This window comes from Methylocystis borbori (genome assembly GCF_036576025.1).
Classification (GTDB): Bacteria; Pseudomonadota; Alphaproteobacteria; order Rhizobiales; family Beijerinckiaceae; genus Methylocystis; species Methylocystis borbori.
Map to the genome: position 1 here is coordinate 1 of NZ_JAZHYN010000013.1, position 25,537 is coordinate 25,537.

Genomic DNA, 25,537 nt, shown 5'->3' on the forward strand with positions numbered 1-25,537 from the left:
GCCGAACGCGCGAGCGCCGCGCCGAGCGCCGCCGCGACGGCGGGATCGGCCGGACGCGCGGCGAGCACATGCGGCTCCAGCGGCTCTACCCGCGTCGCGATGTCGATATCAGCGCCGCATTCGTCCTGAATGGCGCGCTCGAAATCCATGGCGATGGCATGCGCGCGGCCCAAGGGCATGGAGCCGTCGAGCTCTATGTCGAGACTGACCGAGAGCTTTCCGTCGATCTCCTGGAAGATGATCTTATGCGTCGGAATATGGCGCCGCGCCCCGACCAGCATGATGCGTTCGGCGAGCGTTTCGTCGTCGAGCGCGCGCGGCGTCGCGGCGAGGGTGATGCGCGCGCGCGGCGCGATCGCGGCGATCGCGTCGGCCACCGCGGATTTGATCCGCGCCGCCTGCTCCATGCTGAGGCCGCGCGACACGCCGATGGTCGCCTCGCCGACGACGTCGGGGCCGACCGTGCGCAACCGCAAGGCGTCGAGCGCGATGACGCCGGGAACCTCCCCGATCGCCCGCTCGATCCCCGGCGCGAGATCTCGCGGGGCGGCGTCGAGCAGCGTGCCGATCGTGCGCCGTCCGAGCCTGACGCCCGCGACGGCGATGAAAGCGGCGACGCCGAAGGAGGCGAGCGCATCGCCTTGCTTGAATCCATACTGCGCCGCGACAAGGCCGATCAGCACGAGGAGCGAGGAAAGAAGATCGCTCGCGAAATGCAGCGCGTCGGCGGCGAGCGCGTCGCTGCCCTCCTCCTTCGCGATCCGTCCCAATTGCCGGGAGCGCAGGAAATCCACGGCGATGGAAACGGCGAGCGCCGCGTAGACCGGCCAGCCGACGTCGATGTCGACATGAGCTTCCGACAGCCGCCGAAAGGCCTCCGCGACGACGAAAAGCGCGAGGGCGAAGAGAAACCCGGTTTCGACAAGCGCCGCCAGCGCCTCGAATTTGCCATGGCCGTAGTGATGTTCGGCGTCGGCGGGCTTTTCCGCCTCGCGCAGCGCGAAGAAGGTCAACAAGGTCGCGCCTGTGTCGACAAAGGCGTGGCCGGCTTCCGACAATAGGGCGAGCGAGCCCGACCAAAGCCCGGCGGCGAGCTTCGCCGACGCGAGCAAGGCGCTTGCGGCGATCGACGCCCTGGCGGCGGCGAGCTTGCGGCTCGCCCCGCCTCTTGGGAAAGTCTCTGTCTTGGTCATCATCGGCGGTTTGGCTAGCAGGCGAAGGGGCGCCCCGCAAATCGTCTCGCCCGCGCCCCAATGCTATGATGAACAGAAGACAGGAGGCGGACATGAAGTTCCTGCATACGATGATCCGGGTCGGCGACCTCGACCGCTCGCTGCATTTCTTTTGCGACGTTCTCGGCCTGAAGGAAGTGCGGCGCACGGAGAACGAAAAAGGCCGCTACACGCTCGTCTATCTCGCCGCGCCCGCGGACGCGGGGCAGGCGCAAACCACTGACGCGCCGCTCATCGAACTGACCTATAATTGGGACGAGCATGAATACGCCGGCGGGCGCAATTTCGGCCACCTCGCCTTCGCGGTTGAGAATATTTACGACGCTTGCGCGAAATTGCAGGCGGCCGGCGTGACGATCAATCGCCCGCCGCGCGACGGCCATATGGCTTTCGTGCGCACGCCGGACGCCATTTCGATCGAGTTGCTGCAAAAAGGCGCGCCGCTGCCGCCAAGAGAGCCTTGGTCTTCCGCGCCCAATATCGGCGCCTGGTAAAGCGCGCTCTCGCAGCGCAACGCATAGCCTGCTGCGCCGCAGCTACGAATCCTTCCCATCTTCCGGAACCATCCCCGGCGTGAGGCGTTTTTACTCGAGTCGTGCTGTGTGGTCTCGGCGCGATTCAATCAATTAAGTATTTGTGTCTGCTGGCGATCTCCGTCGTGAAGCTGTCATTGGCTTCGCATAAAGATCGCTGGAAAGCGAAATGCGACGATTGCGGACGCAAAGCGTCTGTCGCGTGCTTCAGAACGGCTTGAAAGCGTCCGGGACGCTTTCGCCAAATTTCATACAGGCGCCGTTCAGCTTCGCCCCTTCAATCTCAAGCGTCGGCTTGAGGGTAAGGGGCCAAAAATAAGAGGAGGCGGTTCCGAAATCGGGACGGGGAAACGGGGAAGAAGAGCGGAGGTTGTCATGCTGATCGCGGATTTGGTCCATTCCTGCTCTAATGACAAGGTCGCACAGGCAGCCTTGGCGTGCATCGGCGGCTGTTTCGCCGAGCGCGTTCGCGCCGTCGCGCACAGGAAAGGCGTCAGCGTCGGCAGATTCGTCGTCGTCGTCGTGCGGGATTTCGCCCGTCGCGCCGACGAAACCGCCCATGAGGCGCTGCGCGCCAAAATCATGGGCGACGACCAGCCTCTGCTCAAAGGATTGCGGGAAGTCCTCGAATCCGCTTTGGAGCGCGAACCGTTCTTCGTCAATAATGAAGACTCCGTTCCCTATCCGCCCTATGCGGTGGGCGCGGCCTGCGATTATTCGCTGCGCTATCATTAAGGGCGGTCGAGAACGCTCCTCCTTAAATGGCGGCGTCGCTCCGGCGATGTCGCCATTGGCGTCATCCTGACTATATAAGCGACGAGACCCGTCTCTTTCAGGCCGCGGATGTCGCATCTTCTCGATCAAGCCCAAATCGCCTCCATTCTCGCCGTTTTCGGCTATTCGGCGATTTTCGTCGTCGTGGCGCTGGAGAGCGCGGGCGTTCCCCTGCCGGGCGAAACCATGCTCGTTGGCGCCGCGATCTACGCCCGGCTCTCGGGCGCGCTTTTCATCGAATATATCGTGCTCGCCGCCGCGGCGGGCGCGATCGTCGGCGACAATGTCGGCTACTGGCTCGGCCGGCAATTCGGCACCAAGCTCCTTGAGCGTTACGGCCATCATGTCGGACTGACGCGGGAGAAATTGCGGCTCGGCCAATATCTTTTTTACAGATGGGGCGGCTGGATCGTCTTCTTCGGCCGTTTCGTGGCGTTATTGCGCATTCTCGCGGCCTCGCTCGCGGGCGCCAATCGCCTGCCGCCCGGGCGCTTCTTCCTTTTCAACGCGACGGGCGGAATCGTCTGGGCGTGCGTCTTCGGCTTTGGCGCCTATTATCTCACCGCCGGCTTCGAGAAGGTCGAAGGGCCGATCGCCGCCGCGCTCGCCGGCGGCGCGTTGATCGGCCTGTTTTTCCTCTGGCGCTATTACAAGCGGCATGAGAGCCGGCTGATGCGGGAGGCGGACGCGCTGCTTAGCCAACAGGCGCCTTATGATGGTTAGTTTTCTACCCCGAACCGGAGTCCACTTCGGCGGAAAAACGCTTTAGCCGAACCGCGCGCCCATGCGCGCGTCGAGAAGCGCGCGGTTGAGATCGCGCGCGAGCGCAGCCTTCTGGTCGGGCCCCAGAAAGGCGCCGATCTCGACGCTTTCGCCGCGCGAGACGAGCGCGACGCGCTCCGTGCCGAACTCCTCATGCACGGTCTGCTCCAGCCGCACCCAGGAGGGGTTGAACCGCCACTCCCGCCGCTGGCCGGTCACGCCGATCTGCGCGAAAACGAGTTCGAGCGGCGTGAGATCGAGCGTTTCATAACTCTGCGCGGCGCGGAAGCTGATGCGGAAAGCGAGATAAAGCGCGAGCGCGTCGAGCCCCATGAAGCCGGCGACGGGCCAGGCGCCCATGACGAAAAAGGGCAGCGCGAAGGCGAGCTGGCCGAGGCAGAAAGCGATGATGAAAAGATAGAAGGCGCGCGGCGACATGGAGCGATGCGGCGACAGCCGCGCCTCGTAGATTTTTCGCTCGAAGGGGTCGGACATCTTTTTAAGGCCAGCGCTTTCGTCCCCTGGGATCAATAGTTATAACGCGCCGATGACGGAAACAAACGCCCAAAATGCGCGGCGCGCGAAGCGCGCGCCCGAGAACCGGCGCCCGTCGGCCGCGGAAGCCAAACGCATCGAGGAGATTTTCGCCCGTCTCGCGCGCGTCAATCCCGAGCCCAAGGGCGAATTGCATTACGTCAATCCCTTCACCCTGCTCGTCGCCGTCGTGCTCTCCGCGCAGGCGACGGACGCGGGCGTGAACAAGGCGACGCCCGCCCTCTTCACGCTCGCCGACACGCCTCAGAAAATGGTCGCGCTCGGCGAAGAGCGCGTGCGCGACCTCATCAAGACGATCGGGCTCTTTCGCGGCAAGGCGAAGAATGTCGTCGCGCTGTCGCGGCTTCTCATCGAGCGCCATGGCGGCGAGATTCCGCAAACGCGCGACGAGCTGACAGCGCTGCCAGGCGTCGGCCGCAAGACGGCGAATGTCGTGCTCAACATCGCCTTTCGCCATCCCACGATTGCAGTGGATACGCATATTTTTCGCGTCTCGAATCGGCTGCCGCTCGCCAAGGGCGCGACGCCCGAAGCGGTTGAGGCGGGATTGGAGCGCGTCGTGCCGGAGAAATATCGCCTCCATGCGCATCACTGGCTCATTCTGCATGGGCGCTATGTGTGCAAGGCGCGCAAGCCCGAATGCCCGCGCTGCGTCATCGCCGATCTCTGCCGGTTCAAAGCAAAGACGATCTAGCCGCCGCGCCCTTCGCGGACCCGATGGCGAGCGCATGGCGCGCCGCACGATCGCTTTGATCCCCGAGAAGGCGATCCGAGACGCGCGAAGCGGGCGCCTCGGAATGGGCTTGCGTCAATTCACCTGGCAGGTCGATTCATATTTCGCGCAAGACCTGGCGTCGCCCGTGTCGCAATTCTGTTTCCAGGTCCGGCAACCCGGCTTTTTCCACGGCTGGCTTTCGAACTCGCCGGATCGTTTGCGTATCGGAACGCAATTATCGGTTTGCGGCACAGGCCGCGTGCCGGGCGGGCAACCATGCATGGAGCCGCCTTCCTCTCCGCGCGCCGGCCGCTGCGGCCGGCTGCTGTCGACGCAGAATTTTTGGGAAATGAAGCAGCTCACCGCGCCGCCCTCCCGACATGTCGACTGGGCGGGCTGGTAATGAACGCTGCTTCTTCCATAATTGGCTTCGAGCCTTCGAACTTCTACGAGCCCTTTGTTATTAGCTTTGAAAAGCGCATCCTCTCGGGAATAGCCGTTGGCCGAGGCCTGCAACACGCCGCAGAAAGCAAAAGCGCTTCCAGATAATGAAACCAGCGAAACCGCCATCGCCGCCGAGATAACCGCAACGCGTGCGAAGTTCATCGCCCCCTCCCCTCTCATGCCCAGCGCAGCCTATGCCGTCAGCAGGGCGAAAGATAGCGAGGGAAAAATCGCCAAGAACGATCTCGCTTTAAGGCAGCTCCTTCCCCAACCGCCCCGCCAGATCCTGAATATATTGCCAGGCGACGCGGCCCGAGCGCGCGCCGCGCGTGATCGACCATTCGAGCGCCTCGGCGCGAATGGCGTCTTCGGGCGCGTCGAGCCCGAAATGCCGCGCATAGCCGAAGACGATGGCGAGATAATCGTCCTGGCTGCAATGGTGAAAGCCGATCCACAGGCCGAAACGGTCGGAGAGCGAGACTTTCTCCTCCACCGCCTCGCCGGGATGGATCGCGCTTGCGCGCTCATTCTCCATCATGTCGCGCGGCAGCAGATGGCGCCGGTTGGAGGTCGCGTAGAAGAGCACATTCGCCGGTCGGCCTTCGACGCCGCCCTCGAGCGCCGATTTTAACGCCTTATAGCTCGTCTCGCCGCCGTCGAAGGAAAGATCGTCGCAAAAGACGATGAAGCGGAACGGCGCCTCGGACAACCGTCCGAGCAGCGCGGGCAGCGCCTCTATATCCTCACGATGGATTTCGACGAGCTTCAGCCCCTCGCCCGCGAGCGCGCCATGGATCGACTTCACCAGCGAAGATTTGCCCATGCCGCGCGCGCCCCAGAGCAGCGCGTTATTCGCCGGCAAGCCCTGCGCAAAACGGCGCGTATTGGCGAAGAGCATGTCGCGCTGGCGATCGATCCCTTCGAGCAGCGAAAGATCAACGCGATTGACGCGGGCGACGGCGTGAAAGGCTTCGCCGGAAGCGCGCCAGACGAACGCCTCGGCTGCGGAAAAGTCCGGCGCTTTTGGCGGCGCCGGCGCGAGCCGCTCTAGGGCCCCGGCGATGCGGGAGAGATATTCGGCGATTTCCTTCTTCGACATGAATGGTCCTTGACGGCCGGCTGATTTGCGTGTCGCGTCGGATTATATCGAAGAGCCAAACCCCTATCGACGCCTCCGCCAGGAAAAGATTTTGACGCCGACAGAAGATTCGCTCCTCGATCGCGCGAAAGTCGTCATCGCGCCCGCCGACCCCGAGCGGGCCGAGAAGGCGCTGGCGCGCGTCATAGAGAAGGACGCCGAAGGCGCGCTCGCCGCATTGCTTGCCGAGCGCCCGGAAGCGCGCGACCTTCTGCTTGGAACACTCGGCTCCTCCTCCTATCTCACCGATCTTTCCGCGCGCGATCCGGCGCGGCTCGCCCATGCGCTCGCTTCCGATCCCGCGAATATCGTCGAACGCCTCATCGAATCGGCGCGCGAGATGGAGGCGCAAGACGAAGCGGAGCTGATGCGCGGGCTCCGCCGCATCAAGCAGGAAGCGGCGCTCGTCATCGCGCTCGCCGATCTTACTAAGGTTTGGGCCACGATGGAGGCCGCCGCGGCGCTGACCCGCATCGCCGACGCGACGCTCTCCGCCGCGATCCGCTTCACCCTGCGCGCGGCGGCGCTGGACGGCAAGATCGAACTCGCCGATCAGCGCGACCCCGAACGCGGCTCGGGCTGGATATTTCTCGGCATGGGCAAGGGCGGCGCCTATGAGCTGAATTATTCCTCCGACATCGATCTCATCGTCTTCTTCGATCGCGCCCGCGCGCGCCTCGCCGATCCTTCGGAGGATGTCGACTTCTTCGTCAAAATGACGAAGCGCATCGTCAAGATCATGAGCGAGCGCACGAGCGACGGCTATGTGTTTCGCGCCGATCTGCGCCTACGGCCCGATCCCGGCGCGACGCCGATCGCGATCCCGCTCGAAGCGGCGTTCTCCTATTACGAAAGCATGGGCCAGAACTGGGAGCGCGCGGCCTTCATCAAGGCGCGGCCGGTCGCCGGCGATCTCTTCGCGGGCGAAGCCTTCCTGAAGGAGCTTTCGCCCTTCATCTGGCGCAAATATTTCGATTTCGCCGCCATCGCCGACGTGCATTCGATCAAGCGGCAGATTCACGCCCATAAGGGCCATGGCAGGATCGCCGTCCTCGGCCACAATATAAAACTCGGGCGCGGCGGCATCCGCGAGATCGAATTCTTCGTGCAGACGCAGCAGCTCATCACCGGCGGACGCGATCCGCGCCTGCGCGGCCGCGCGACGCTCGATATGCTCGATCAGCTCGTCGAAAGCGGCTGGGTCGCGAAAGAAGCGCGCGACGATCTGCGCGAAGCCTATCTCTTCCTGCGCGATGTCGAGCATCGCATCCAGATGGTCGCCGACGAGCAGAAACATACCCTGCCAGAAACCGAGGATGGCGTCGCCATGATCGGCACCATGATGGGCTTTGCGGGCTACGCCGATTTCGCCGAGGCGCTGAGGAGGCGGCTCGAAGTCGTGCAGAGCCACTACGCGAAGCTCTTCGAGAGCGCGCCGCAGCTTACCTCTTCCGCGGGCAATCTCGTTTTCACCGGCGACGACGACGATCCGGGCACGATCGAGACGCTCGCCAATATGGGCTTCAAAAATCCCAAGACCGTCACGGCGACCATTCGCGGCTGGCATTTCGGGCGCTACGCCGCGACGCGCTCGACGATCGCGCGCGAGCGCCTCACCGAACTCACGCCCGCTCTGCTCGAAGCGCTCGCCGCGACGGAGAACGCCGACGCCGCCTTTCTCGCTTTCGATAAGCTCATCGCGAAACTGCCCGCCGGCGTGCAGCCCTTCTCGCTTCTCGTCTCGCAGCCGCGCCTCCTCGATCTTCTCGCGACGATCATGGGGGCCGCGCCGAAACTCGCGCAGACGATCTCGCAGCGCCCGCGCGTGCTCGACGCGCTGATGGAGCCGGCCTTTTTCGAGACCGTTCCGTCGCAGACGGAGCTTGCGCAACGCCTCGCGGCGCAATTTTTAGAAGCCCGCTCCTATGAAGACGCGCTCGATCGCGCCCGCATTTTCGGACAGGAGCAGAAATTTCTCGTCGGGGTGCGCGTGCTGACGGGCTCCGTGTCGGTAGCGGAGGCCGGCCTCGCCTATTCGCGGCTTGCGGACACGATCATCGCCGGCCTCTTTACGCGCGTCTGCGACGAATTCGCCAAGGCGCACGGCCTTATCGAAGGCGGCGCGGCGGCCGTCGTCGCCATGGGCAAGTTGGGCGGCCGCGAGATGACGGCGGCCTCCGACCTCGATCTGATGCTGCTTTATGAGGCCGACCCGCTGGCCGAGTCGCAAGGCGGCGAACGCCCAATCTCGACGCCGCAATATTACGCGCGCCTGACCCAGCGCCTCATCGCCGCGCTTTCGGCGCCGACCGCCGAAGGCCTGCTCTATGAGACGGATTTCCGTTTGCGGCCCTCCGGCAATATGGGCCCGATCGCGGTGAGCCTGAAAAGCTTTTCCGACTATCAGGCGCGTGAAGCCTGGACATGGGAGCATATGGCCCTGACCCGCGCCCGCGTCGTCGCGGGGCCGCCGGATTTTGTGAAAAAGGTGGAGGGGGCGATCCGCACGGCGCTCACGCGCCCGCGCGATCCGCAAAAGCTCAAAGGCGACGTCCTGTCCATGCGCCAGCGGCTCGAAAAGGAGAAGGGCTCGACCAACCCCTGGGAGATGAAACAGGTCGCGGGCGGCCTGATCGACATTGAATTTCTGGCGCAATATCTGATGCTGCTGCATGGCGCGCGCAATGTGGAAATCTTCTCAACGACGACGCCCATAGGGCTGCATCGCCTGAAGGAGGCCGGCTTTCTCGACCAGGGCGCGGCCGAGGCCCTGACGAACGCCTGGGGTCTTTATCAGGGCCTCACCCAATTGCTGCGGCTTGCGATCGACGACGCCTTCCGGCCGGCCGACGCGCCGCGCGGCCTCGCGGAGCTGCTGCTGCGAGTGGGCGACGCCCCCGATCTCTCGAATCTGGAAGCCTTGCTGAAAGACACGCAGAAGAAGACGCGCGAGATTTTCTTGAAAACAGTGGGAGAAGTCGCGGGCCGCTAGATTTCGGCCTGACGGGAGTTGTCAGAGAGGCCGGCTCGGGCATAGATACGCCCGATTCGTCGCGCAGGAGCTAGCCCCTTACCGGCCGCGACGGCCCGTTTCGTGGAGCACAACATGTCTCATGCCCGCAACTATGCGCGTTTTTCCGCCTGCGTCGCCCTCGTTGCGGCGAGCTTCGCAATCGGCGGAACAGGCGCACAGGCGAAGACGCTCGCCAAGGTGAACGGCGTCGAGATCACCGACGAAGACGTGAAAATTGCGCTCGACGATCTCGGGCCCGGCATTCCGCGCCAGCTCGAAGGCAAGGCGCGCGAGAGCTATGTGCTCGATTTCCTCATCGACGAGCAGCTCGTCGTGCAGAAGGCGCAGGCCGACAAGCTCTCGGAGAGCCCGGAGTTCGTCAAGAAGCTCGCCTATCTGCGCGACAAGGCGCTGATGGAGACGCTGCTCGGCGACGTGGCGCGCAAGGCGGCGACGGAGGCCTCGATCAAGGCGACCTATGACGAGGCGGCCAAGAATCAAAAGCCCGAGACGGAATATCACGCCCATCACATTCTGGTGCCGACCGAGGAAGAGGCGAAGGCGGCCTTGAAGCGCGTCAAGGGCGGCGAGGATTTCGCGAAGGTCGCGACCGAACTCTCCAAGGACCCCGGCGCCAAGGGCGGCGATCTCGGCTGGTTCACCACGGACCGCATGGTGCCGGAATTCGGCGAGGCGGCGGCCAAACTCCAGCCCGGCCAGATCTCCGATCCGGTGAAGACGCAATTCGGCTGGCACGTCATCAAGCTCGACGAGAAGCGCCCCAAGGTGTTTCCGCCGCTCGACCAGGTGAAGGATCAGGTCGCGCGCTATGTCGTGCAGAAGGCGCAGAGCGAACTCGTCATGCAGCTGCGCGAAGGCGCCAAGATCGAGCGCGCCGACCAGCCCGCCGAGACGCAGCAGCCGGCTCCAGCGCCAAAGCCGGCGGAAGGCAAGAAGAAGTAAGCGAAGCCGCCCGCACGCGGGCAAGCGTCACAGCCTGTTCGTGAATCATCGGTTCGCGAACAGGCTTTTTTATTGGCGCATTTCCTGCGCCGAACCGGCGCGCGCTCCTAAAATTGGAATCAGTTCTCATAGAATGCGTTGGTCACATCGTCGATCGCCGCAAAAATGCTTGCGTTGGCTTTGCCGACCGCGAAATCCGTTCCAAAACGCTTCGCGCCGAGCCGTTTGAAATAGCCTAAAAATCCCGACGTGGCGTCTTTCAGGTCGTTGTCCACGAGCGCGCCGACGACCGTTTCCGCCCGCCGCTGGATCGCCGCCTGCAAGGCGCTGCGAACGTCCGGCTGATGGAAAACCTGCGGCTTTGGCAGGTCCGCCGCCTCGATTTTGATTTCTTCGCTCAGAGGCTCAATGAGAGGAATAATGGGCAAACCATATTCCTCGCCATTCTTCGTCGCATATGTCTTTAGCGCTCCGGTCTTAATGTCGCGCACAAGCCATTTGTCCCGCCGCTCCTGAGGGAATTCATTGAAGAGAGGATTGCTGACGGGCAAGGCGAAATTCGCGCGAAAGAAAGCCTGCGCGTTGCGCCGTCCGAGCAGATAATCATGCCGGCGGAAGGATTGGTGCAGGAAACCGCCGAAGCCCCCGAGCACCCCGCAAGCAATGGGATAGAGCTTGGAATCGGGATGCGCGTTTGGCTCCCTTTCGGGCGCGATCATATAGCGGGAATACACATCCTCGTTCTGGACGAGCTCCAATTCGGCCGGCTTGAAGCGCGCCTGGTCGACAAGCGTCGAAAGCAGGCGCGGCACGACGTCGACCAGCTTCTCGCCGCGGCTCTCGAGCGTCGTCTTCTGATAATTCGGAAAGGGCGAGATGAGGATGACGGATTTGCTCGCCTTGTCGCCCGCGCGCTCGTTTTTTCCGCCGGCGCCAGCGAGATAGCGTCTTGCGAGCTCCAACGGCTCATTGTCGATCGTGCCGCCGTCGACGGAGACGAAAGCGTAAGGTTTGACAGTCCCCACCCAATCGTCCGGATCGACGGTCGTGAAGCCGCCGTCGGTCTCGAATCCGACGCGGTCGCTGTGCCAATAGTCGGTCGGCGGACGCTCGATATAGCGCGGCGCAAGGCCCATCGGAAAAGCTCCCGTGGCCTTGGCGCCGGTTCGAAACAGATCCCATCCGTCGCCGACGGTGTTTTGAATATCGAGAGACAGCGCGCCGTCGATGGAACGAGGCTCGACGCCAATATTGAAGTCGAGATAGTCGCCATGGTTAAGCATGCCGTAGCGACGGGGATCGTTCGTGCCGAAGAGCTGGAAGGAATAGGGCACGCCGCGCAGATTGGTCAGCGTAAACATGACTCTTAGGGACCGCTCGTCGCCGCGTCCCACCCAGTTCGGCTGCCGCAATTCTCCCGACAGATTGAAGGCGTTCGCGACAATTTCATCGATCACGTCGCAGCAAAGCGCCGATTTCACGCCAGCGGACGCTTTGACGCCGTCGAGGTCCGTCGTTTCGAGCAAGCGCATGATGTCTATGTCTCGCACCCAGCTCGAATAGAGGCGATTGCGCGTATCGGGCGGAATGGGCTTGCCCGGCCAGACATGTTCGAGTCGACGAAATGTGTGCAGCGCGGCGATGGCGGCCGTCATGCCGCCTGCCGACGCCCCGGCCATGATGGGAATGCGGACATTATGGGTGGGTCCGTCCCAACCGGCTTGGCCCTTCGCTTCCTCATAAGCGTCGAGCGCCTCGATCAGGAAGTCCATCACGCCGGCCGTATAGGCGCCCGCCGAGATCGCGCCGGATAGGACAAGCCCAATTTCGTAAGTCGGCCTCATAATTCTCAGTCCTCAAATCAATTCGTCAATGGGCGCGTTTTTTCCAATACAGTCCTGGGATATGACAAACATACGAAAACCCGCGCGCGGCGTAAGTTTGCGCTGAAAATCCCTTTCCCTTATGAGCCGCCTTGACGCGGGTGGCCCGCCCCGTCAAACCGCGCCGCTCCTCCATTCTAAAGGTCAGCTCAATGGCACACGACGCCCCGCTCTCGCCGCTTGCGCCCACAACCACGCCGGACATCCCGCCGTTAGAGGGCGTGCGCTTCGCCGCCGGCGCCGCGGGCGTGCGCTACCCCGGGCGCACTGATGTGATGCTCGCCCTGCTCGACGAGGGAACAAGCGTCGCCGGCGTCTTTACCAGATCGAAATGCCCCTCGGCGCCTGTCGACTGGTGCCGCGCCCGGCTTAAGGGCGGCAAGGCGCGCGCACTCGTCGTCAATTCGGGCAACGCCAACGCCTTCACCGGCAAGACCGGCGTCGAGGCCGTGAAGTTTTCCGCCAAACTCGCCGCCGCCGCAACCGGCGCGCCCGAGAACCGGATCTTTCTCGCCTCGACCGGCGTCATCGGCGAGCCGCTCGACGCCAGCAAATTCGACGGCGTGCTGGAGACGCTTGCGCAGGAAGCCCGCGCCGACGCCTGGCTCGACGCGGCGCGCGCCATTATGACGACCGACACTTTCCCCAAGCTCGCGACCCGCAAGGCGACGATCGACGGCGTCGACGTCACGATCAGCGGCTTCGCCAAGGGCGCCGGCATGATCGCGCCGAATATGGCGACGATGCTCGCCTTCGCCTTCACCGACGCCGCCATCGGCGCCGAGGCCTTGCAGAAGCTGCTGTCGAAATCCGTGCGGGGGAGCTTCAACGCCATCACCGTCGACAGCGACACGTCCACTTCGGATACGCTGCTGCTCTTTGCGACAGGCGCGGCGAAGAAACGCGGCGCGCCGAAGATCGACAATGCGAGCGACAGGCGGCTCGCGGATTTCAGAAAGGCCCTCGACTCGCTGCTGCTCGATCTCGCGCATCAGGTCGTCAAGGACGGCGAAGGCGCGCGCAAATTCGTGGAGGTGACGGTGACCGGCGCCGAAAGCGCCAAGGCGGCGAAGCGCGTCGCCCTCTCCATCGCCAATTCCCCGCTCGTCAAGACCGCCATCGCCGGCGAGGACGCCAATTGGGGCCGCATCGTCATGGCCGTCGGCAAGGCGGGCGAAAAGGCGGATCGCGATCGTCTCTCGATCTGGTTCGGCGGCGTCCGCGTCGCCCATAAGGGCCTGCGCGATCCTTCTTACGACGAGACCCAGGTCTCGCAAATCATGAAGCGCGACGAGATCGTCATCAATGTCGATCTCGCGCTCGGCAAGGGCGTCGCGACGGTTTGGACCTGCGACCTCACCAAGGAATATGTCGCGATCAACGGCGACTATCGGAGCTGACGCGGCGCATGATGCTTCCCAATGCCGTGCGCGCGGCGATCTTCGACATGGACGGCACGCTGCTCGACTCCGAACGGTTCTATCTGCGCGCGATCCGCGAGGCCTGTCTCGCCGTGGGGCTCGAGGCGCCCGAAGCTTTCTTCTTTCAAATGCTCGGGCGGCCCTGGCCGGATTGCTATAGGATGCTTGGCGCGAGATTTGGCGCGGGCTTCGAACGCAGCCGCTTCGACCCGCTGTTCGACCAGGGCTTTGCGCAACTGACGCGCGGCGGAATTCCGTTAAAGCCCGGCGTTCGCGAATTGCTCGAACATCTCGCCTCGCTCGAAACGCCGATGGCCGTCGCCACCTCGACGGGCGGCGCGCTCGCGAAACGGCATCTCGAACACGCCGGCATCCTGGATTTTTTCGCCGCGCGCGTCAGCGCGGATATGGTGGCGGAGCCCAAGCCCGCGCCCGAGACCTTTCGCAAAGCCTCCGAGGCGCTGGGCGTCGCATCTCACTATTGTCTCGCGCTTGAAGACTCGCCCGCGGGCGTCCGCTCCGCCGCGGCCTCCGGCGCGATGACGATCATGGTCCCGGATATGGTTCCGGCGACAGTGGCGGAACAGTCGGTTTGCGTCGCGGTCGTCAAGACCATGTTTGACGTGCTAGACTGTCTGCGCGCCGGCGAAAACGCGACGCCGTCGCTTGTGGAGCGTTGACCATGCGTCGCCTTGCCCTGCTCATGATCGTCGCGCCGCTCGCGGCGCTCTCCGCCTGCAACGCCGCGCGCGGGCCCGCTCCCAGCGTGGGTTTCGAGCCGGCGCAGGCGAATTACATAAGGGCGCCCGGCAAGGGCGTCATCGCCGGACAGGCTTTCCTGCGCGACAGATCCGGCCGATCCAATGTGCGCTACGCCGCGGGAGAAACCGTGCGTCTTATCCCGGCGACGACCTACGCCCAGGCGCGCATCAAGCATTTCTACGGCTCGGTCAAATTCGTGCCGGCGGCGTCGATCCCGAAGGTCGAAGCCGACGCGCAATATGCCGCGCTGACCCGCACGACGAAAACGGAAGCCGATGGGCGATTCACTTTCCAGAATGTCGCGCCCGGCCGCTACTATCTCACAACGCAGCTCGTCTGGACGCCGAAGGATGCCTCCGTCCCCGAAGGCGGCGCCATATATGAGGAAGTGACCCTCACCGGCAATGAGAGCGGCCCCTTGAGCGTCATTCTTTCCGGTGACTGAGCTCGCCCCATGAGTCTCCTGCTGGTCGTCGCCGCGGCGCTGATCGACGCCGACAATCGCGTGCTGATCGCGCAGCGCCCCGAAGGCAAGCAGCTTGCGGGCCTGTGGGAGTTTCCTGGCGGCAAGCTCCATGAAGGCGAGCGCCCGGAGGAGGCGCTCGTGCGCGAACTCGAGGAGGAGCTTGGCGTCAAGGTCTGCGCGCCCTGTCTCGCGCCCTTGACCTTCGCCAGCCACGCCTATGACGACTTCCATTTGCTGATGCCGCTTTACGTCTGCCGTAAATGGGAAGGAATCGTGCGGCCCGCGGAGGGACAGGCGGTGAAATGGGCGCGCGCCCGCGACTTGCGCAACTATCCCATGCCGCCCGCCGACGCGCCGCTGATCGGCCCGCTCATCGATCTGCTCGGCTGAACGCCGGTTTGGCAATGTCTCAGTTTGAATTTCCGCTACGGGTGGTTTGCGGTGGGGCAGCTTTTGGACCAGTTTAGCGAAAAATTAGCTGCGGCAGGCAAATCCATGGAAGTCGTCATCAGGCTCAGAAGCTCCCATCTTGAGAATGAGCGCCCCATCTGGATTCGCGAGCCCCGGAATATCGCAAATGCAAGCAATCTCGTGGTGTTTCTCGATGGAGAACTTTATCGGGACCATGTCGATGTGTCGACGGTGATCGAGGACCTTCAAGGCGAGATCGCCGACGCATGGTTCGTTTTCGTATCGGCGGGTAGTCCGGAAGCTCGTCGCCTCGAATGCCCCTGCTATCCGCCTTTCTCTCGATTCATCGCCGAAGAGTTGCTCCCTTACCTCGAAAATACGCATATCGACTTCAATCAAGTCCGACGAAGAACGCTCGCTGGCCTCAGCTACACAGGTTTGGCTGCGGCCTCTGTCGCCAAAGACTTTCCCGCAGCGTTTCAGCGAGTCATCAGCCAATCGGGTTCATTCTGGTGGAATGACTGCTGGCTGGTCGAAGAATTCAGGCGATTGAATTCGCGAATTCCGGTTGAATTTTACCTGGACGTTGGGAGCCGTGAGATTTACGAGAACGTCGACCATGGATATGTCCTTCAGGTCGTGTCCCAGATTGAAGGCGTCCGGCGCTTTAGGGACGTATTAGCCAATTTAGGTCATTCGGTAATGTACCAAGAATTTGAAGGAGATCATGACTACAAATGTTGGAACAAAACATTGTCGGATGCGCTTAGATGGTGCCTGCCGCCCGAACCAAAGGCCATAAATTCAAACTGAGACACCGCCGCCGGTTTCAGCCGCGTGACGCCGAACCCGTTTTACGCCATGATGGTGCGTTTTCGCATTAAGGATTGTCGACCATGACCATTGAGGCGGAGGTCGGCGCGCCCGACCTCAACGGACTCGATCATCGCGCCCGCTACGCCGCCGGCAAGGCCTTGCGCGACGCCGTCAAGCGCGAGGCTCTGGCGGATTTCGCGCCGGCGCCGGAACGCGACGCATTGGCGATCATCGCCGCGACCGAGCGCGACCGCGTTCAGTCGCTTCTGCCGCTGCGCCGCGAATCCATGGCGGTCTCGCCCCACGCCTTTCTGCGCGGCGCCGCCGACGTCATGGCGTCCGACCTTTCGACGCAGCTCGCGCCGGGCGTTCGCGCGCAGGCCGGCGGCGACTGTCATCTGATGAATTTCGGCGCTTTCATCTCACCGGAAGGCCAGGCGCTCTTCGACGTCAACGATTTCGACGAGACGCTGCCCAATGTCGACGTGACATTCGATCTGCGCCGCCTCGCGACAAGCGTTGTCATCGCGGCGCTCGGCGCCGGCGAGACGAAGCCCGCCGCAAGGCGCATCGCGCGCGCCACGATGAAGACCTACCGCCGGACGGTCGCCGCGCTCGCTCGGCTCTCTCCGCTCGAAGCCTGGAACATGCGCGTGCCGCTCGCCGATGTCGCCGACAGCCTTCGCAATCGCGTGCTTCATGCCGCGGTCCACCGCGCCATATCGAAGGATCGGGACGCCGACTACGCCGATAATTTTCCAAAGATCGAGCAGGACGAAAACGGCGCCTGGCGCATAAAGGACAAGCCGCCGCGGCTTTTTCACATCGATGGGGAGATCGACATGCAGGTCGATCGTGACGCGCTGATCGCCGCGGCGCTCGCGACCCTGCCCGCGCAGGTCGCCGCGCTGTTGCGCCGCTACGACTTGGACGACATCGCCTTCAAGGCCGTCGGCGTCGGCAGCGTCGGAACGCGTTGCGTGATCGCCTTGCTGATGACGCCGGACGAGGAGCCGCTCTTCCTTCAGGTCAAGGAGGCCGGCCGCTCCGTGCTGGAGCGCTTTGGCGTCGGCGCATGGTCCGGCGCGCAGGGCGAGCGCGTCGTCACGGGCCAGCGCATGATGCAGGCGGCGTCGGATATTTTTCTCGGCTTCATGCGCGACCCCGGCTCGGGGCGCGAATTCTATATGCGTCATCTCAAGACGCGCCGGCTCGGCTCGCTCACCGAACTCATGCAGCAGCACGCCCTGCTCGACTATGCGAAGCTTTGCGGATGCGTTCTGGCGCGCGCGCACGCCCGCTCGACGGACGCCGCCGCGCTCGCCGGCTATATGGGAAAAAGCGCGGCCTTCGACGACGCGCTCGCCTCCTTCGCCATGCTTTATGCGCGGCAGAACGCCAAGGACTATGAGGCGTTTCTCGCGCAGGCCGCGTTAGGCGCCTAGAGCGAGATCTAAGCCAACTCTTCCCTGACCGTCGCATAGCTTGCGGGAATGGAGAGCGTCCAGATAAGCCCTTCGGGCGGAAAATGCAGCGTCGCGGTTCCGTCGAGCGCCTGCGCGACGAGACGCTTCACGACCTTATGGCCAAAGCCCTCGCGCGGCGGCGCCGTCACGGCGGGGCCGCCGCTCTCGCGCCATTCTATGTTGAGCCTTCCGTCATCGAAGCGCCAGGTTAGCGACACGGCGCCCTCCGGCCGCGAAAGGCCGCCGAAGCTGAGCGCATTGGTCGCGAGTTCGTGCAGCGCGAGGCCGATGTTCTGCGCGGCCTCCGGCTTCAGCATGATCCTTGGTCCCTCGATCGTCGCACGCGTCGCCAGTTCGCCTTCCTTCATATCCAGGCAATAGGCCATTTGCGCGCGCACCAGATCGCACATGGAGGCGCCGCGCCAGTCCTGGGAGACGAGCAGGTCGTGCGCCATGGAGAGCGCCTGCAGACGCGCGCCGAATTTGCGCTGGAAATCCTCGACCGAGGGAGAGCCCGCCGCCGTCTGCCGCGCCATGGCCTGCACGACGGCGAGCAGATTCTTGGAGCGATGCACCAGCTCGCGCAGCAGGACGCGCACATGCTGCTCGCGTTGCTTGCGCTCGGTGATGTCGCGCGCCGTGCCGAGAATGCGCACCGCGCGTCCGTTCTCGAAGAAGGTGCGGCCGCGCACCGAAACCCATCGCTCGATCCGGTCCGTCTGTCCGATCACCCGATATTCGATCTCGTAATCGCCCTCATGCGTGGGATCGAGCGCGACATTGACGGCTTCCTTGGTGCGCTTGCGGTCCTGCGGATGCAGGGCGTTGCGAAAAATCTCGAAGCTCGCCTCCGCATCGTCCGGGAGCCCCCACAAGCGGCGCACGCGGGGGTCGATATGCACTTCGCCGGTGATGAGGTTCCAGTCCCAGATGCCCGTGCGGGCCGCGTCGAGCGCGAGCTGCATGCGCTCCAGCGCATAGGCCTGCTCGTTCGTCGTATCGCAGCACAACGGCGCCGAAGGCGCGTCGAGGGGTTCTGGGCGTATGTCCGTATCGGTCACGCATCACCTGCAAAGCGGGATCGCGACAGCATAGCGCCAGAAGCGCCGTCGCGCGAGAGGCTAGATCGTGTGCAGGAAACGATCGCTTATGAACAATGATTTAGCTTGTCGGATCGAGGCCTATTCTTGAGCCGAACGGGCGACCGCTTCAACAAAAAATCAGATATCGACAAGCTCCGCCGCGAAGGCGGCCCGTTCCTGGATGAAGGCGAAGCGCGCCTCGGGCCTATTGCCCATCAGCCGCTCGACGCAATCGGCGGTTTCTTCGCGCTCTTCCGGCTCGATGACGACCTTGAGCAGCATGCGCCTTCCCGGGTCCATCGTGGTTTCCTTGAGCTGAGCCGCGCTCATCTCGCCAAGGCCCTTGAAGCGGCTCGTCTCGATCTTGCCCTTGCCGGTCAATTCCGTGCGGATCAATTCGTCGCGATGTTCGTTGTCGCGCGCATAAACGGTCTTCGCGCCTTGCGTCAGCTTATAGAGCGGCGGCTGCGCCAGATAGAGATGCCCCTTCTCGATGAGGCGCGGCATCTGCCGGTAGAAAAAGGTGATGAGCAACGACGCGATATGCGCGCCGTCAACGTCGGCGTCCGTCATCACGATCACTTTTTCATAACGCAGATCCTCGTCGCGGTAATGCGCGCCGAGGCCGCAGCCGAGCGCCTGCGCCAAATCGGCGAGCTGCTGATTGGCGAGGAGCTTGTCCTTCGTCGCCGACGCCACGTTGAGAATCTTGCCGCGCAACGGCAAAATCGCCTGGGTGACGCGATTGCGCCCCTCCTTCGCCGAGCCGCCCGCGGAATCGCCCTCGACGATAAAAAGCTCGGAGCCTTGCGCCGAATTATTCGTGCAGTCGACGAGCTTGCCGGGCAGACGGAGCTTGCGCGTCGCGGTCTTGCGGGCGATGTCCTTTTCGGCGCGGCGGCGCAGGCGCTCTTCGGCGCGCTCCACCGCAAAATCCAGCAGCTTATTGGCCTGCGACGGCGCGCCCGCCAGCCAATGGTCGAAAGCGTCGCGCACGACGCTTTCGACGATGCGCGACGCCTCGGCGCTCATCAGCCGGCTCTTGTTCTGGCCTTGAAACTCCGGCTCGCGAATGAAGACGGAGATCATCGCCGCCGATTGTCCCATGAGATCGTCGGCGGTGATTTCCTTGGCGCGCTTGCTCTGCCCGACGCGATCGGCGTGATCCTTGAGCGCTTTCAGCAGCGCGAGGCGAAAGCCCGCTTCATGCGTGCCGCCGTCGGGCGTCGGAATGGTGTTGCAATAGGAATGGACGAAGCCGTCGTCTTCCGCGAGCCAGGACACCGCCCATTCGAGCGAGCCATGTCCGCCCTCGCGCGTCGCCTTGCCGACGAAAGGCTGATCCGCGACCAGCTCCTTGCCGTGGATTTCGCGGGCGAGATAGTCCTTGAGGCCGCCGGGAAAACGCAGCACCGCCTCAGGCGGCGTATCCGCGCCGGGTTCGATCAGCGACGGGTCGCAACGCCAGCGGATCTCGACGCCGCCGAAGAGATAGGCCTTGGAGCGCGCCATGCGGAAGAGGCGCGCCGGCTTCCAATGCGCGCCGGCGCCGAAAATCTGCGCGTCGGGCTTGAAGCGCACTTTCGTGCCGCGCCGATTGTTCACGCGGCCGAGCGTCTTCAGCTTGCCGAGCGGCAGGCCGCGGGAAAATTCCTGGCCATAAAGCTGGCCGGCGATCGCCACTTCGACGTCGAGCTTTTCGGAAAGCGCATTGACGACCGAGACGCCGACGCCATGCAGCCCGCCGGAAGTCTGATAGGCGCCCGAATCGAATTTGCCGCCGGCGTGGAGGGTGGTCATCACTACTTCGAGCGCCGATTTTTTCGGAAATTTCGGATGCGGCTCGACCGGAATGCCGCGGCCGTTGTCGGTCACGGTCAGCCAGCCGGCGGCCTCCAGCGTCACCTCGATGAAAGTGGCGTGGCCGGCGACCGCCTCGTCCATGGCGTTGTCCAGCACCTCGGCGAAGAGGTGATGCATCGCAGCCTCGTCCGTGCCGCCAATATACATGCCGGGGCGCCGGCGCACGGGCTCCAGCCCCTCCAGAACCTCGATGGAGGCGGCGGTATATTCGGCGGGGCCGCGCTTGGCGGCGGGTTTTGCCGCGGGCGCCTTGCGCGGCGCGCCGCTGAAGAGATCGGGTTTTACAGCCATGGGGCGATATTAGCGCGATTCGGGGAGCGGCGGCGCGGATAAGGCTTGGCCAGTGGTTTTCGCGCCGAAGCCCCTTTACAATGGACAATCGAGCGGCGCCAGCGCCTTGAACGCCGAGGGGATGACGCTCGGAGGCCTTTAAAATGATCATGATCGTCATCGCGCTCCTGAGCGTGCTGCTGCCCCTCATTCATCTCGCGCTGAGCAAGGTCCCCCGGACTCGCGCCCGAATCGTCCGGCTGCTGCTGCTCTACGCGCTTGTGCTGGATGTGGGCGTTATCGGCTTCTTCTTCGGCTTCATTCCCCATATTTTCTTCGCCGACGCGACGGCGAAGAGCATCGGCTGGCCGCCGGGGAGCCCCTTCCAGTTCGAGGTCGGCTTTCACGACGGCGCCTGGGGGATTCTCGGCTTCCTCTGCATCTGGATCGGCGGCGCATTCTGGCTCGCCACCGGGCTTGGATGGTCGTTCTTCCTGCTCGGCGCCACCTATGGCCATGTCGTGCAGACGCTCAAAGCGGGCGACTATGCGCCTTACAACTTTTTGACGATTTTTTCAGACGGCTTCATCGCCTTCTGGCTGCTCCTGCTGCTCTATCTCAAGCATCGCTGGGATGGGGGAGAGAAGGAATATCAGTGAGGCCGGAACCAATCGTCCGCCGTCGCGACGGATCGGCGTCTGAGGTTGAAGATGGAAACGAAAGTCGACGAAATCGCCGAAGGCGTCTACCGCTTTTCGACCTTTGCGCCGCAGATCGCGCCGCCGGCGGGCTTCACCTTCAACCAGTTCCTCATCGATGCGGACGAGCCGCTGCTGTTTCATTGCGGGCCGCGGGCGCTGTTTCCGCTCGTATCGAAGGCTTTGGGCGCGATCATGCCGGTCGAACGGCTGCGCTGGATTTCCTTCGGCCATGTCGAAGCCGATGAATGCGGGTCGATGAATCTCTGGCTCGCCGCTGCGCCGGCGGCGCAAGTGGTTCATGGCCAGACGGCCTGCATGGTGTCGCTCGACGATCTCGCCGACCGGGCGCCGCGCGCCCTTGCCGACGGCGAGGTCCTGGATATCGGCGGAAAGCGCATACGCTACATCGATACGCCGCATGTGCCGCATGCGTGGGAATCGGGATTGATCTTTGAGGAGACGACCCGCACGCTATTTTGCGGCGATCTTTTCACGCAAATCGGTCAGGGGCCGGCGATCGTCAGGGAGAGCGTGCTCGAGGCCGCAATCGCGGCGGAGAACGCCTTCCAGGCGACCGCGCTGACGCCGATGACGGGCCCGACGATTCGCATGCTGGGGGCGCTCGAGCCCCGTCGCCTCGCTCTGATGCATGGCTCAAGCTACGAGGGCGACGGCGCCGCCCTGCTTTCGCAGCTCGCGGATTATTATGAAGCGTCGCTCGCGGCGAAAAGCCAAGCGGCTCAGGGAACTAACGCGATTCCCAAGTTTTGACGATGTTCTCCGATGGTTAAGCACAGCGCATCGAACGATATCCTTCGATCGGCGTCGCAGTCCTCGTGCTTCGAGACGCCTGCTACGCAGGCTCCTCAGCATGAGGACTGCTTATGGTCGCCGTATAGGATGAAGCGCGAAACTGAGGCCCCTCACCCTGAGGAGGCTCCGCAGGAGCCGTCTCGAAGGGCGAGGGGACGATGGCGTTGGCGCCGCCAGCCAAATTGCAGCATCTGGCTGCGAGACATTTAGTCGCGCATCGACGCCGAGTCGATCCTGCGGTAAGAAGCTTAGGCGAAATTTCAGGGAAAAATATGCGAGGCGTCGTCGCCCTTCTTACCGCCTATCTCGTCGGCGTCTTCGCGCTCGCCGCGCCGGCGCAGGCCGATAAGCTTCGCGTCGCGTTGCAGAAGACCGGCACGCTCGGCTGGGAGCTCGCCGTCGTCAAAGCCTATGGCCTCGACAAGGAGGCGAAGCTCGACATCGACGCCGTCGAACTCGCCTCGACCGACGCCGGCAAGATCGCCATTCAGGGCGGCGGCGCCGACATCATCGTCTCCGACTGGCTCTGGGTCGCGCGCGAACGGGCGCAGGGCGCGAAGCTCACGCTCTATCCCTATTCCACCGGCATTGGCGCGGTGATGACGAAAAATTCCGCGATCAAAAGCGTCAACGACCTTGCCGGCAAGAAGCTCGGCGTCGCCGGCGGTCCGCTCGACAAAAGCTGGCTGCTGCTCAAGGCCTATGCGCTCCAAAACGGCGTCGATCTCGAAAAAAGCGCGACCGTGCTTTACGGCGCGCCGCCGCTCATCGCCGAAAAGGCGCTTCAGGGCGAACTCGACGCGGCGCTTGAGTTCTGGAATTTCGCCGCCGATCTCGAAGCGAAAGGTTTCGCGCGCGCAATTGAGCTTGCGCAGGTCGAGAAGGCCCTCGGCGCCAAGGGCGACGCAATCGTCACCGGCTATGTGTTCGACGAAGGCTTCGCGGCGAAGAAAAAGGATGCGCTCGCGCGTTTCTTCGCCATGACGAAAAAGGCCAAGGAGCTGATCGCCACATCCGACGAGGCCTGGGCCGCCGCCGCGAAGCGCATCGGCGCAGGGGATGCGAAAACGCTCGATGTCTATCGCAAACGTTATGTCGCCGGCGCCCCCAAGCGCAGCGTCGCGGAGGAAGAAGAAGACGCAAGCGCGCTCTATCAGACGCTCGCGAAGATCGGCGGCGAAAAGCTCGTCGGACCCGGCAAGGCGCTCGATCCCGGTACCTTCTACAAGGGCGCCGAGGACAAGGCGCATTGATCCGCCTTCTCTCTCTCGCGGCGCTGCTTCTTCTCTGGCAGATCGGCGCCTATTTCTCCGATCCGCGCCGCCTGCCGGGACCGCTCCTCGTCTTCGAAGCGATTTACGAAGAAGCGATCTCCGGCGCGCTCTTCTTCAATCTCGCGATCACGCTTGCGCGCGTCGCCGCCGCTTTCGCGCTCGCCATGAGTCTTGGCGCGGCGATCGGCTATCTCATGGGGCGCAACAGGCTCGCCGACCGCTTGCTCGACCCCTGGCTTATCGCGCTGCTCAATCTGCCGGCGCTCGTCGTCATCGTGCTTGCCTATGTCTGGGCCGGCCTCACGGAAGTCGCGGCGATCGGCGCCGTCGCGCTTAACAAGCTGCCGAACGCCGTCGTCGTCGTGCGCGAAGGCGCTCGCGCGCTCGATCCGCAGCTTGAGGACATGGCGCAGGTCTTCCGCTTCTCGCGCGCCGCGCGGCTCAAGCATCTCGTCCTGCCGCAGCTCGCGCCCTATCTCGCGGCGGCGACGCGCTCGGGACTTTCGCTCGTATGGAAGATCGTGCTCATTGTCGAACTGCTCGGCCGCTCCAACGGCGTCGGCTTCGAGATCAACATGGCCTTTCAGCTCTTCGACATGAAGCTCTTGCTCGCCTACGCCCTTCCCTTTATCGCGCTGATGCTTTGCGTCGAAAACTTCCTGGTGCAGCCCATTGAACGACACGTTTCGCGCTGGCGGCGCGGCGTCGCTCGACCTCGCGATCGCGGCTAAGGATTATCATGCTGGCGACGCGCCCCCGGCGCGCGCGCTCGAAGATTTGCGGCTGACGCTGCCGGCGGGACAGGCAGGCGCTCTCGTCGGTCCTTCGGGCTGCGGCAAGACGACTCTGCTGCGCCTCATCGCCGGCCTCGACAAGGATTTTGTTGGAACGATCGCGCTCCCTGAACATGGGCGCCTTGGCATGGTCTTTCAGGAGCCGCGGCTTTTGCCCTGGCGCAGCGTCCACGACAATATCGCGATCGCCGCGCCGCAGGCGCGCGAGGAAGAGATCGCCGGGCTCGTCGAGCAATTGTCGCTGGCGGAACATGCGGCGCATTTCCCGCAGGAATTGTCCCTTGGGATCGCGCGCCGCGTCGCGCTCGCCCGCGCGCTCGCGATAAAGCCGGATCTACTGCTTCTTGACGAGCCGCTGGTCTCACTCGACGCCGCGCTTGCGCGGGACTTGCGCGAAATGATCGCGCGTCTCATCGATGAGCGGCGCATCACCACGCTGATCGTGACGCATGATCTTCGCGAAGCGATCGCGCTCGCGGACAGGATTTTCCTGCTGTCGCCGCGCCCGGCCCATGTCGTCGCGACGCTCGACGTGGCGACGCCGCGCCGCCTGATGACGAAAGAGACGGCGGAGCGGCTCGAGGCGCAAGCGCATGCGGCGCTGGAAGCCGGCCGTCGTTAGGGACGGCGAGTCACCAGGGAATGTCGGCGCCCCTATAATCGAGATAGCGGCCGGTATCGGCGAGCTTCAGCGTCTCGGTCGTCTCGATCACGCCGGCGACGCTGTCGGCCACGTCGAGCGGCGCGTCGGGGCCGCCCATGTCGGTGCGCACCCAGCCCGGACTCATGGCGACGACGATGACGTTTTCCTTCTTGAGGTCGGCGGCGAGACATCGCGCGATTTTGTTCAAGCCCACTTTCGAGACGCGATAGGCGACGTTGAACGTTCCCTCGATCGCCATTGAGCCCAAAATGCTCGTCATCATTACGATGCGCGGCGCGCGCCCGCGCCTGACGAGCGGCAGAAAGGCCTGAACGACGCGCAGCGGCCCGAGCGTGTTGGTCGAGAGAAGGTCGAGCGCGCCGTCGAAATCCATGTCGAGCGAGGATTGCCGTTTTGGCCCATAGGCGGCGGCGTTGGCGATGAGCCTGTCGATCGGATCGGAGATTTGGTTCGCCGCGGCGCGAATGGCGGCCTCATCGCGCGTGTCAAATTGCAGCGTTGCGGCGCGCGGCGCCGCCGCTTCGAGCGCCGCCAGGCCCTTGGCGTCGCGCACGCTTGCGGTGACGCGCTCGCCGCGCGCCGTGAGCTGGCGCGCGGCCTCCAATCCGATGCCGCGGCTTGCGCCGACGACCAGCCAATGGGCCATATCCGCTCTCCGCCCGACGCTTCCCCAGCATTCAATATAACGTCGGCGCGCCGGCGAACAGGGCTAGCGGGACGTT

Annotated in this window: 25 protein-coding genes; 18 read left to right on the top strand and 7 right to left on the bottom strand. The window is 63.9% G+C overall.

Annotated elements, in window-relative coordinates:
• On the bottom strand, positions 1-1,196 hold a 1,196-nt coding region (locus V3H18_RS06185; protein ID WP_332081099.1), incomplete at its 3' end, for a cation diffusion facilitator family transporter.
• An 89-nt stretch (positions 1,197-1,285) separates the two neighbouring features.
• On the opposite strand from V3H18_RS06185, the gene V3H18_RS06190 reads away from it, so the two are divergent.
• The 3 genes from V3H18_RS06190 to V3H18_RS06200 all read left to right on the top strand — a co-directional run bounded on the left by V3H18_RS06190 (position 1,286) and on the right by V3H18_RS06200 (position 3,262).
• Entirely contained in the window at positions 1,286-1,726 is a 441-nt protein-coding gene (locus tag V3H18_RS06190; RefSeq protein WP_332081100.1) for a VOC family protein, read from the top strand.
• Positions 1,727-2,140: 414 nt separating this feature from the next.
• Entirely contained in the window at positions 2,141-2,500 is a 360-nt protein-coding gene (locus tag V3H18_RS06195) for a hypothetical protein (protein WP_332081101.1), read from the top strand.
• A 108-nt stretch (positions 2,501-2,608) separates the two neighbouring features.
• On the top strand, positions 2,609-3,262 hold the full coding sequence (locus tag V3H18_RS06200; RefSeq protein WP_332081103.1) for a DedA family protein: 654 nt from the start codon (positions 2,609-2,611) through the stop codon (positions 3,260-3,262).
• 42 nt (positions 3,263-3,304) lie between these two features.
• On the opposite strand, the gene V3H18_RS06205 is transcribed toward V3H18_RS06200, so the two are convergent.
• A complete protein-coding gene (locus tag V3H18_RS06205) occupies positions 3,305-3,796 on the bottom strand; it encodes a DUF2244 domain-containing protein (protein WP_332081104.1) in 492 nt (163 codons plus the stop codon).
• A gap of 52 nt (positions 3,797-3,848) precedes the next feature.
• Here V3H18_RS06205 and nth point away from each other — a divergent pair, with 52 nt between their 5' ends.
• Both nth and V3H18_RS06215 read left to right on the top strand, forming a co-directional pair.
• Positions 3,849-4,550 (top strand): endonuclease III, encoded by a 702-nt coding sequence (gene nth, locus V3H18_RS06210; RefSeq protein WP_332081105.1) that lies wholly within the window; start codon positions 3,849-3,851, stop codon positions 4,548-4,550.
• Positions 4,551-4,584: 34 nt separating this feature from the next.
• Positions 4,585-4,974, top strand: coding sequence for a hypothetical protein (locus V3H18_RS06215; RefSeq protein ID WP_332081106.1), 390 nt, complete (start codon positions 4,585-4,587; stop codon positions 4,972-4,974).
• Positions 4,975-5,265: 291 nt separating this feature from the next.
• On the opposite strand, the gene V3H18_RS06220 is transcribed toward V3H18_RS06215, so the two are convergent.
• Positions 5,266-6,114 (bottom strand): ATP-binding protein, encoded by an 849-nt coding sequence (locus V3H18_RS06220; protein WP_332081107.1) that lies wholly within the window; start codon positions 6,112-6,114, stop codon positions 5,266-5,268.
• 91 nt (positions 6,115-6,205) lie between these two features.
• On the opposite strand from V3H18_RS06220, the gene V3H18_RS06225 reads away from it, so the two are divergent.
• Together V3H18_RS06225 and V3H18_RS06230 are read left to right on the top strand one after the other, a co-directional pair.
• A complete protein-coding gene (locus V3H18_RS06225; RefSeq protein WP_332081108.1) occupies positions 6,206-9,145 on the top strand; it encodes a bifunctional [glutamine synthetase] adenylyltransferase/[glutamine synthetase]-adenylyl-L-tyrosine phosphorylase in 2,940 nt (979 codons plus the stop codon).
• 114 nt (positions 9,146-9,259) lie between these two features.
• Positions 9,260-10,129, top strand: a complete 870-nt coding sequence (locus V3H18_RS06230; protein WP_332081109.1) for a peptidylprolyl isomerase — start codon at positions 9,260-9,262, stop codon at positions 10,127-10,129.
• Positions 10,130-10,248: 119 nt separating this feature from the next.
• Here the strand turns inward: V3H18_RS06230 and V3H18_RS06235 are convergent, their stop codons facing one another.
• On the bottom strand, positions 10,249-11,973 hold the full coding sequence (locus V3H18_RS06235; protein ID WP_332081110.1) for a patatin-like phospholipase family protein: 1,725 nt from the start codon (positions 11,971-11,973) through the stop codon (positions 10,249-10,251).
• A 191-nt stretch (positions 11,974-12,164) separates the two neighbouring features.
• Between V3H18_RS06235 and argJ the strand changes: the two genes are divergently transcribed.
• The 6 genes from argJ to V3H18_RS06265 all read left to right on the top strand — a co-directional run bounded on the left by argJ (position 12,165) and on the right by V3H18_RS06265 (position 17,333).
• Positions 12,165-13,412 (top strand): bifunctional glutamate N-acetyltransferase/amino-acid acetyltransferase ArgJ, encoded by a 1,248-nt coding sequence (gene argJ / locus V3H18_RS06240; protein WP_332081111.1) that lies wholly within the window; start codon positions 12,165-12,167, stop codon positions 13,410-13,412.
• Positions 13,413-13,420: 8 nt separating this feature from the next.
• Positions 13,421-14,113 carry an HAD family hydrolase gene (locus tag V3H18_RS06245; RefSeq protein ID WP_332081112.1) on the top strand — a complete coding sequence of 231 codons (693 nt, stop codon included), beginning with the start codon at positions 13,421-13,423 and terminating at the stop codon, positions 14,111-14,113.
• A gap of 2 nt (positions 14,114-14,115) precedes the next feature.
• Positions 14,116-14,640, top strand: a complete 525-nt coding sequence (locus V3H18_RS06250) for a carboxypeptidase-like regulatory domain-containing protein (RefSeq protein WP_332081113.1) — start codon at positions 14,116-14,118, stop codon at positions 14,638-14,640.
• Between the two features lie 9 nt (positions 14,641-14,649).
• On the top strand, positions 14,650-15,051 hold the full coding sequence (locus V3H18_RS06255) for a (deoxy)nucleoside triphosphate pyrophosphohydrolase (RefSeq protein WP_332081114.1): 402 nt from the start codon (positions 14,650-14,652) through the stop codon (positions 15,049-15,051).
• A 24-nt stretch (positions 15,052-15,075) separates the two neighbouring features.
• On the top strand, positions 15,076-15,885 hold the full coding sequence (locus V3H18_RS06260) for an alpha/beta hydrolase (protein WP_332081115.1): 810 nt from the start codon (positions 15,076-15,078) through the stop codon (positions 15,883-15,885).
• Between the two features lie 83 nt (positions 15,886-15,968).
• Entirely contained in the window at positions 15,969-17,333 is a 1,365-nt protein-coding gene (locus V3H18_RS06265; protein WP_332081116.1) for a DUF2252 domain-containing protein, read from the top strand.
• An 8-nt stretch (positions 17,334-17,341) separates the two neighbouring features.
• On the opposite strand, the gene V3H18_RS06270 is transcribed toward V3H18_RS06265, so the two are convergent.
• Entirely contained in the window at positions 17,342-18,415 is a 1,074-nt protein-coding gene (locus tag V3H18_RS06270) for a sensor histidine kinase (protein ID WP_332081117.1), read from the bottom strand.
• 159 nt (positions 18,416-18,574) lie between these two features.
• Positions 18,575-20,590 carry a DNA topoisomerase IV subunit B gene (gene parE, locus V3H18_RS06275; RefSeq protein ID WP_332081119.1) on the bottom strand — a complete coding sequence of 672 codons (2,016 nt, stop codon included), beginning with the start codon at positions 20,588-20,590 and terminating at the stop codon, positions 18,575-18,577.
• A gap of 143 nt (positions 20,591-20,733) precedes the next feature.
• Here parE and V3H18_RS06280 point away from each other — a divergent pair, with 143 nt between their 5' ends.
• The 5 genes from V3H18_RS06280 (at position 20,734) to V3H18_RS06300 (ending at position 24,773) form a co-directional block, all read left to right on the top strand.
• The gene (locus tag V3H18_RS06280; protein ID WP_332081120.1) at positions 20,734-21,228 is read left to right on the top strand and encodes a DUF6790 family protein; all 495 of its coding nucleotides are present in this window, start codon (positions 20,734-20,736) and stop codon (positions 21,226-21,228) included.
• Positions 21,229-21,279: 51 nt separating this feature from the next.
• A complete protein-coding gene (locus V3H18_RS06285; protein ID WP_332081121.1) occupies positions 21,280-22,041 on the top strand; it encodes an oxygen-binding di-iron domain-containing protein in 762 nt (253 codons plus the stop codon).
• A gap of 314 nt (positions 22,042-22,355) precedes the next feature.
• A complete protein-coding gene (locus V3H18_RS06290) occupies positions 22,356-23,336 on the top strand; it encodes an ABC transporter substrate-binding protein (RefSeq protein ID WP_332081122.1) in 981 nt (326 codons plus the stop codon).
• Positions 23,333-24,088 carry an ABC transporter permease gene (locus V3H18_RS06295; RefSeq protein ID WP_332081123.1) on the top strand — a complete coding sequence of 252 codons (756 nt, stop codon included), beginning with the start codon at positions 23,333-23,335 and terminating at the stop codon, positions 24,086-24,088. Before V3H18_RS06290 ends, V3H18_RS06295 begins: the two co-directional genes overlap by 4 nt.
• The gene (locus V3H18_RS06300) at positions 24,030-24,773 is read left to right on the top strand and encodes an ABC transporter ATP-binding protein (RefSeq protein WP_332081124.1); all 744 of its coding nucleotides are present in this window, start codon (positions 24,030-24,032) and stop codon (positions 24,771-24,773) included. The genes V3H18_RS06295 and V3H18_RS06300 overlap by 59 nt, the downstream gene beginning before the upstream one ends.
• A gap of 10 nt (positions 24,774-24,783) precedes the next feature.
• On the opposite strand, the gene V3H18_RS06305 is transcribed toward V3H18_RS06300, so the two are convergent.
• Positions 24,784-25,461, bottom strand: a complete 678-nt coding sequence (locus tag V3H18_RS06305; protein ID WP_332081125.1) for an SDR family oxidoreductase — start codon at positions 25,459-25,461, stop codon at positions 24,784-24,786.
• Positions 25,462-25,537: the final 76 nt, after the last annotated feature.

Excerpts from the sequence above, each read along its gene's own strand:
- V3H18_RS06190 (WP_332081100.1), top strand. The coding sequence starts at position 1,286 with ATGAAGTTCCTGCATACGATGATCCGGGTCGGCGACCTCGACCGCTCG.
- V3H18_RS06195 (WP_332081101.1), top strand. The coding sequence starts at position 2,141 with ATGCTGATCGCGGATTTGGTCCATTCCTGCTCTAATGACAAGGTCGCA.
- V3H18_RS06200 (WP_332081103.1), top strand. The coding sequence starts at position 2,609 with ATGTCGCATCTTCTCGATCAAGCCCAAATCGCCTCCATTCTCGCCGTT.
- V3H18_RS06205 (WP_332081104.1), bottom strand. The coding sequence starts at position 3,796 with ATGTCCGACCCCTTCGAGCGAAAAATCTACGAGGCGCGGCTGTCGCCG.
- nth (WP_332081105.1), top strand. The coding sequence starts at position 3,849 with ATGACGGAAACAAACGCCCAAAATGCGCGGCGCGCGAAGCGCGCGCCC.
- V3H18_RS06215 (WP_332081106.1), top strand. The coding sequence starts at position 4,585 with ATGGCGCGCCGCACGATCGCTTTGATCCCCGAGAAGGCGATCCGAGAC.
- V3H18_RS06220 (WP_332081107.1), bottom strand. The coding sequence starts at position 6,114 with ATGTCGAAGAAGGAAATCGCCGAATATCTCTCCCGCATCGCCGGGGCC.
- V3H18_RS06230 (WP_332081109.1), top strand. The coding sequence starts at position 9,260 with ATGTCTCATGCCCGCAACTATGCGCGTTTTTCCGCCTGCGTCGCCCTC.
- V3H18_RS06235 (WP_332081110.1), bottom strand. The coding sequence starts at position 11,973 with ATGAGGCCGACTTACGAAATTGGGCTTGTCCTATCCGGCGCGATCTCG.
- argJ (WP_332081111.1), top strand. The coding sequence starts at position 12,165 with ATGGCACACGACGCCCCGCTCTCGCCGCTTGCGCCCACAACCACGCCG.
- V3H18_RS06245 (WP_332081112.1), top strand. The coding sequence starts at position 13,421 with ATGATGCTTCCCAATGCCGTGCGCGCGGCGATCTTCGACATGGACGGC.
- V3H18_RS06250 (WP_332081113.1), top strand. The coding sequence starts at position 14,116 with ATGCGTCGCCTTGCCCTGCTCATGATCGTCGCGCCGCTCGCGGCGCTC.
- V3H18_RS06255 (WP_332081114.1), top strand. The coding sequence starts at position 14,650 with ATGAGTCTCCTGCTGGTCGTCGCCGCGGCGCTGATCGACGCCGACAAT.
- V3H18_RS06265 (WP_332081116.1), top strand. The coding sequence starts at position 15,969 with ATGACCATTGAGGCGGAGGTCGGCGCGCCCGACCTCAACGGACTCGAT.
- parE (WP_332081119.1), bottom strand. The coding sequence starts at position 20,590 with ATGGCTGTAAAACCCGATCTCTTCAGCGGCGCGCCGCGCAAGGCGCCC.
- V3H18_RS06280 (WP_332081120.1), top strand. The coding sequence starts at position 20,734 with ATGATCATGATCGTCATCGCGCTCCTGAGCGTGCTGCTGCCCCTCATT.
- V3H18_RS06285 (WP_332081121.1), top strand. The coding sequence starts at position 21,280 with ATGGAAACGAAAGTCGACGAAATCGCCGAAGGCGTCTACCGCTTTTCG.
- V3H18_RS06290 (WP_332081122.1), top strand. The coding sequence starts at position 22,356 with ATGCGAGGCGTCGTCGCCCTTCTTACCGCCTATCTCGTCGGCGTCTTC.
- V3H18_RS06305 (WP_332081125.1), bottom strand. The coding sequence starts at position 25,461 with ATGGCCCATTGGCTGGTCGTCGGCGCAAGCCGCGGCATCGGATTGGAG.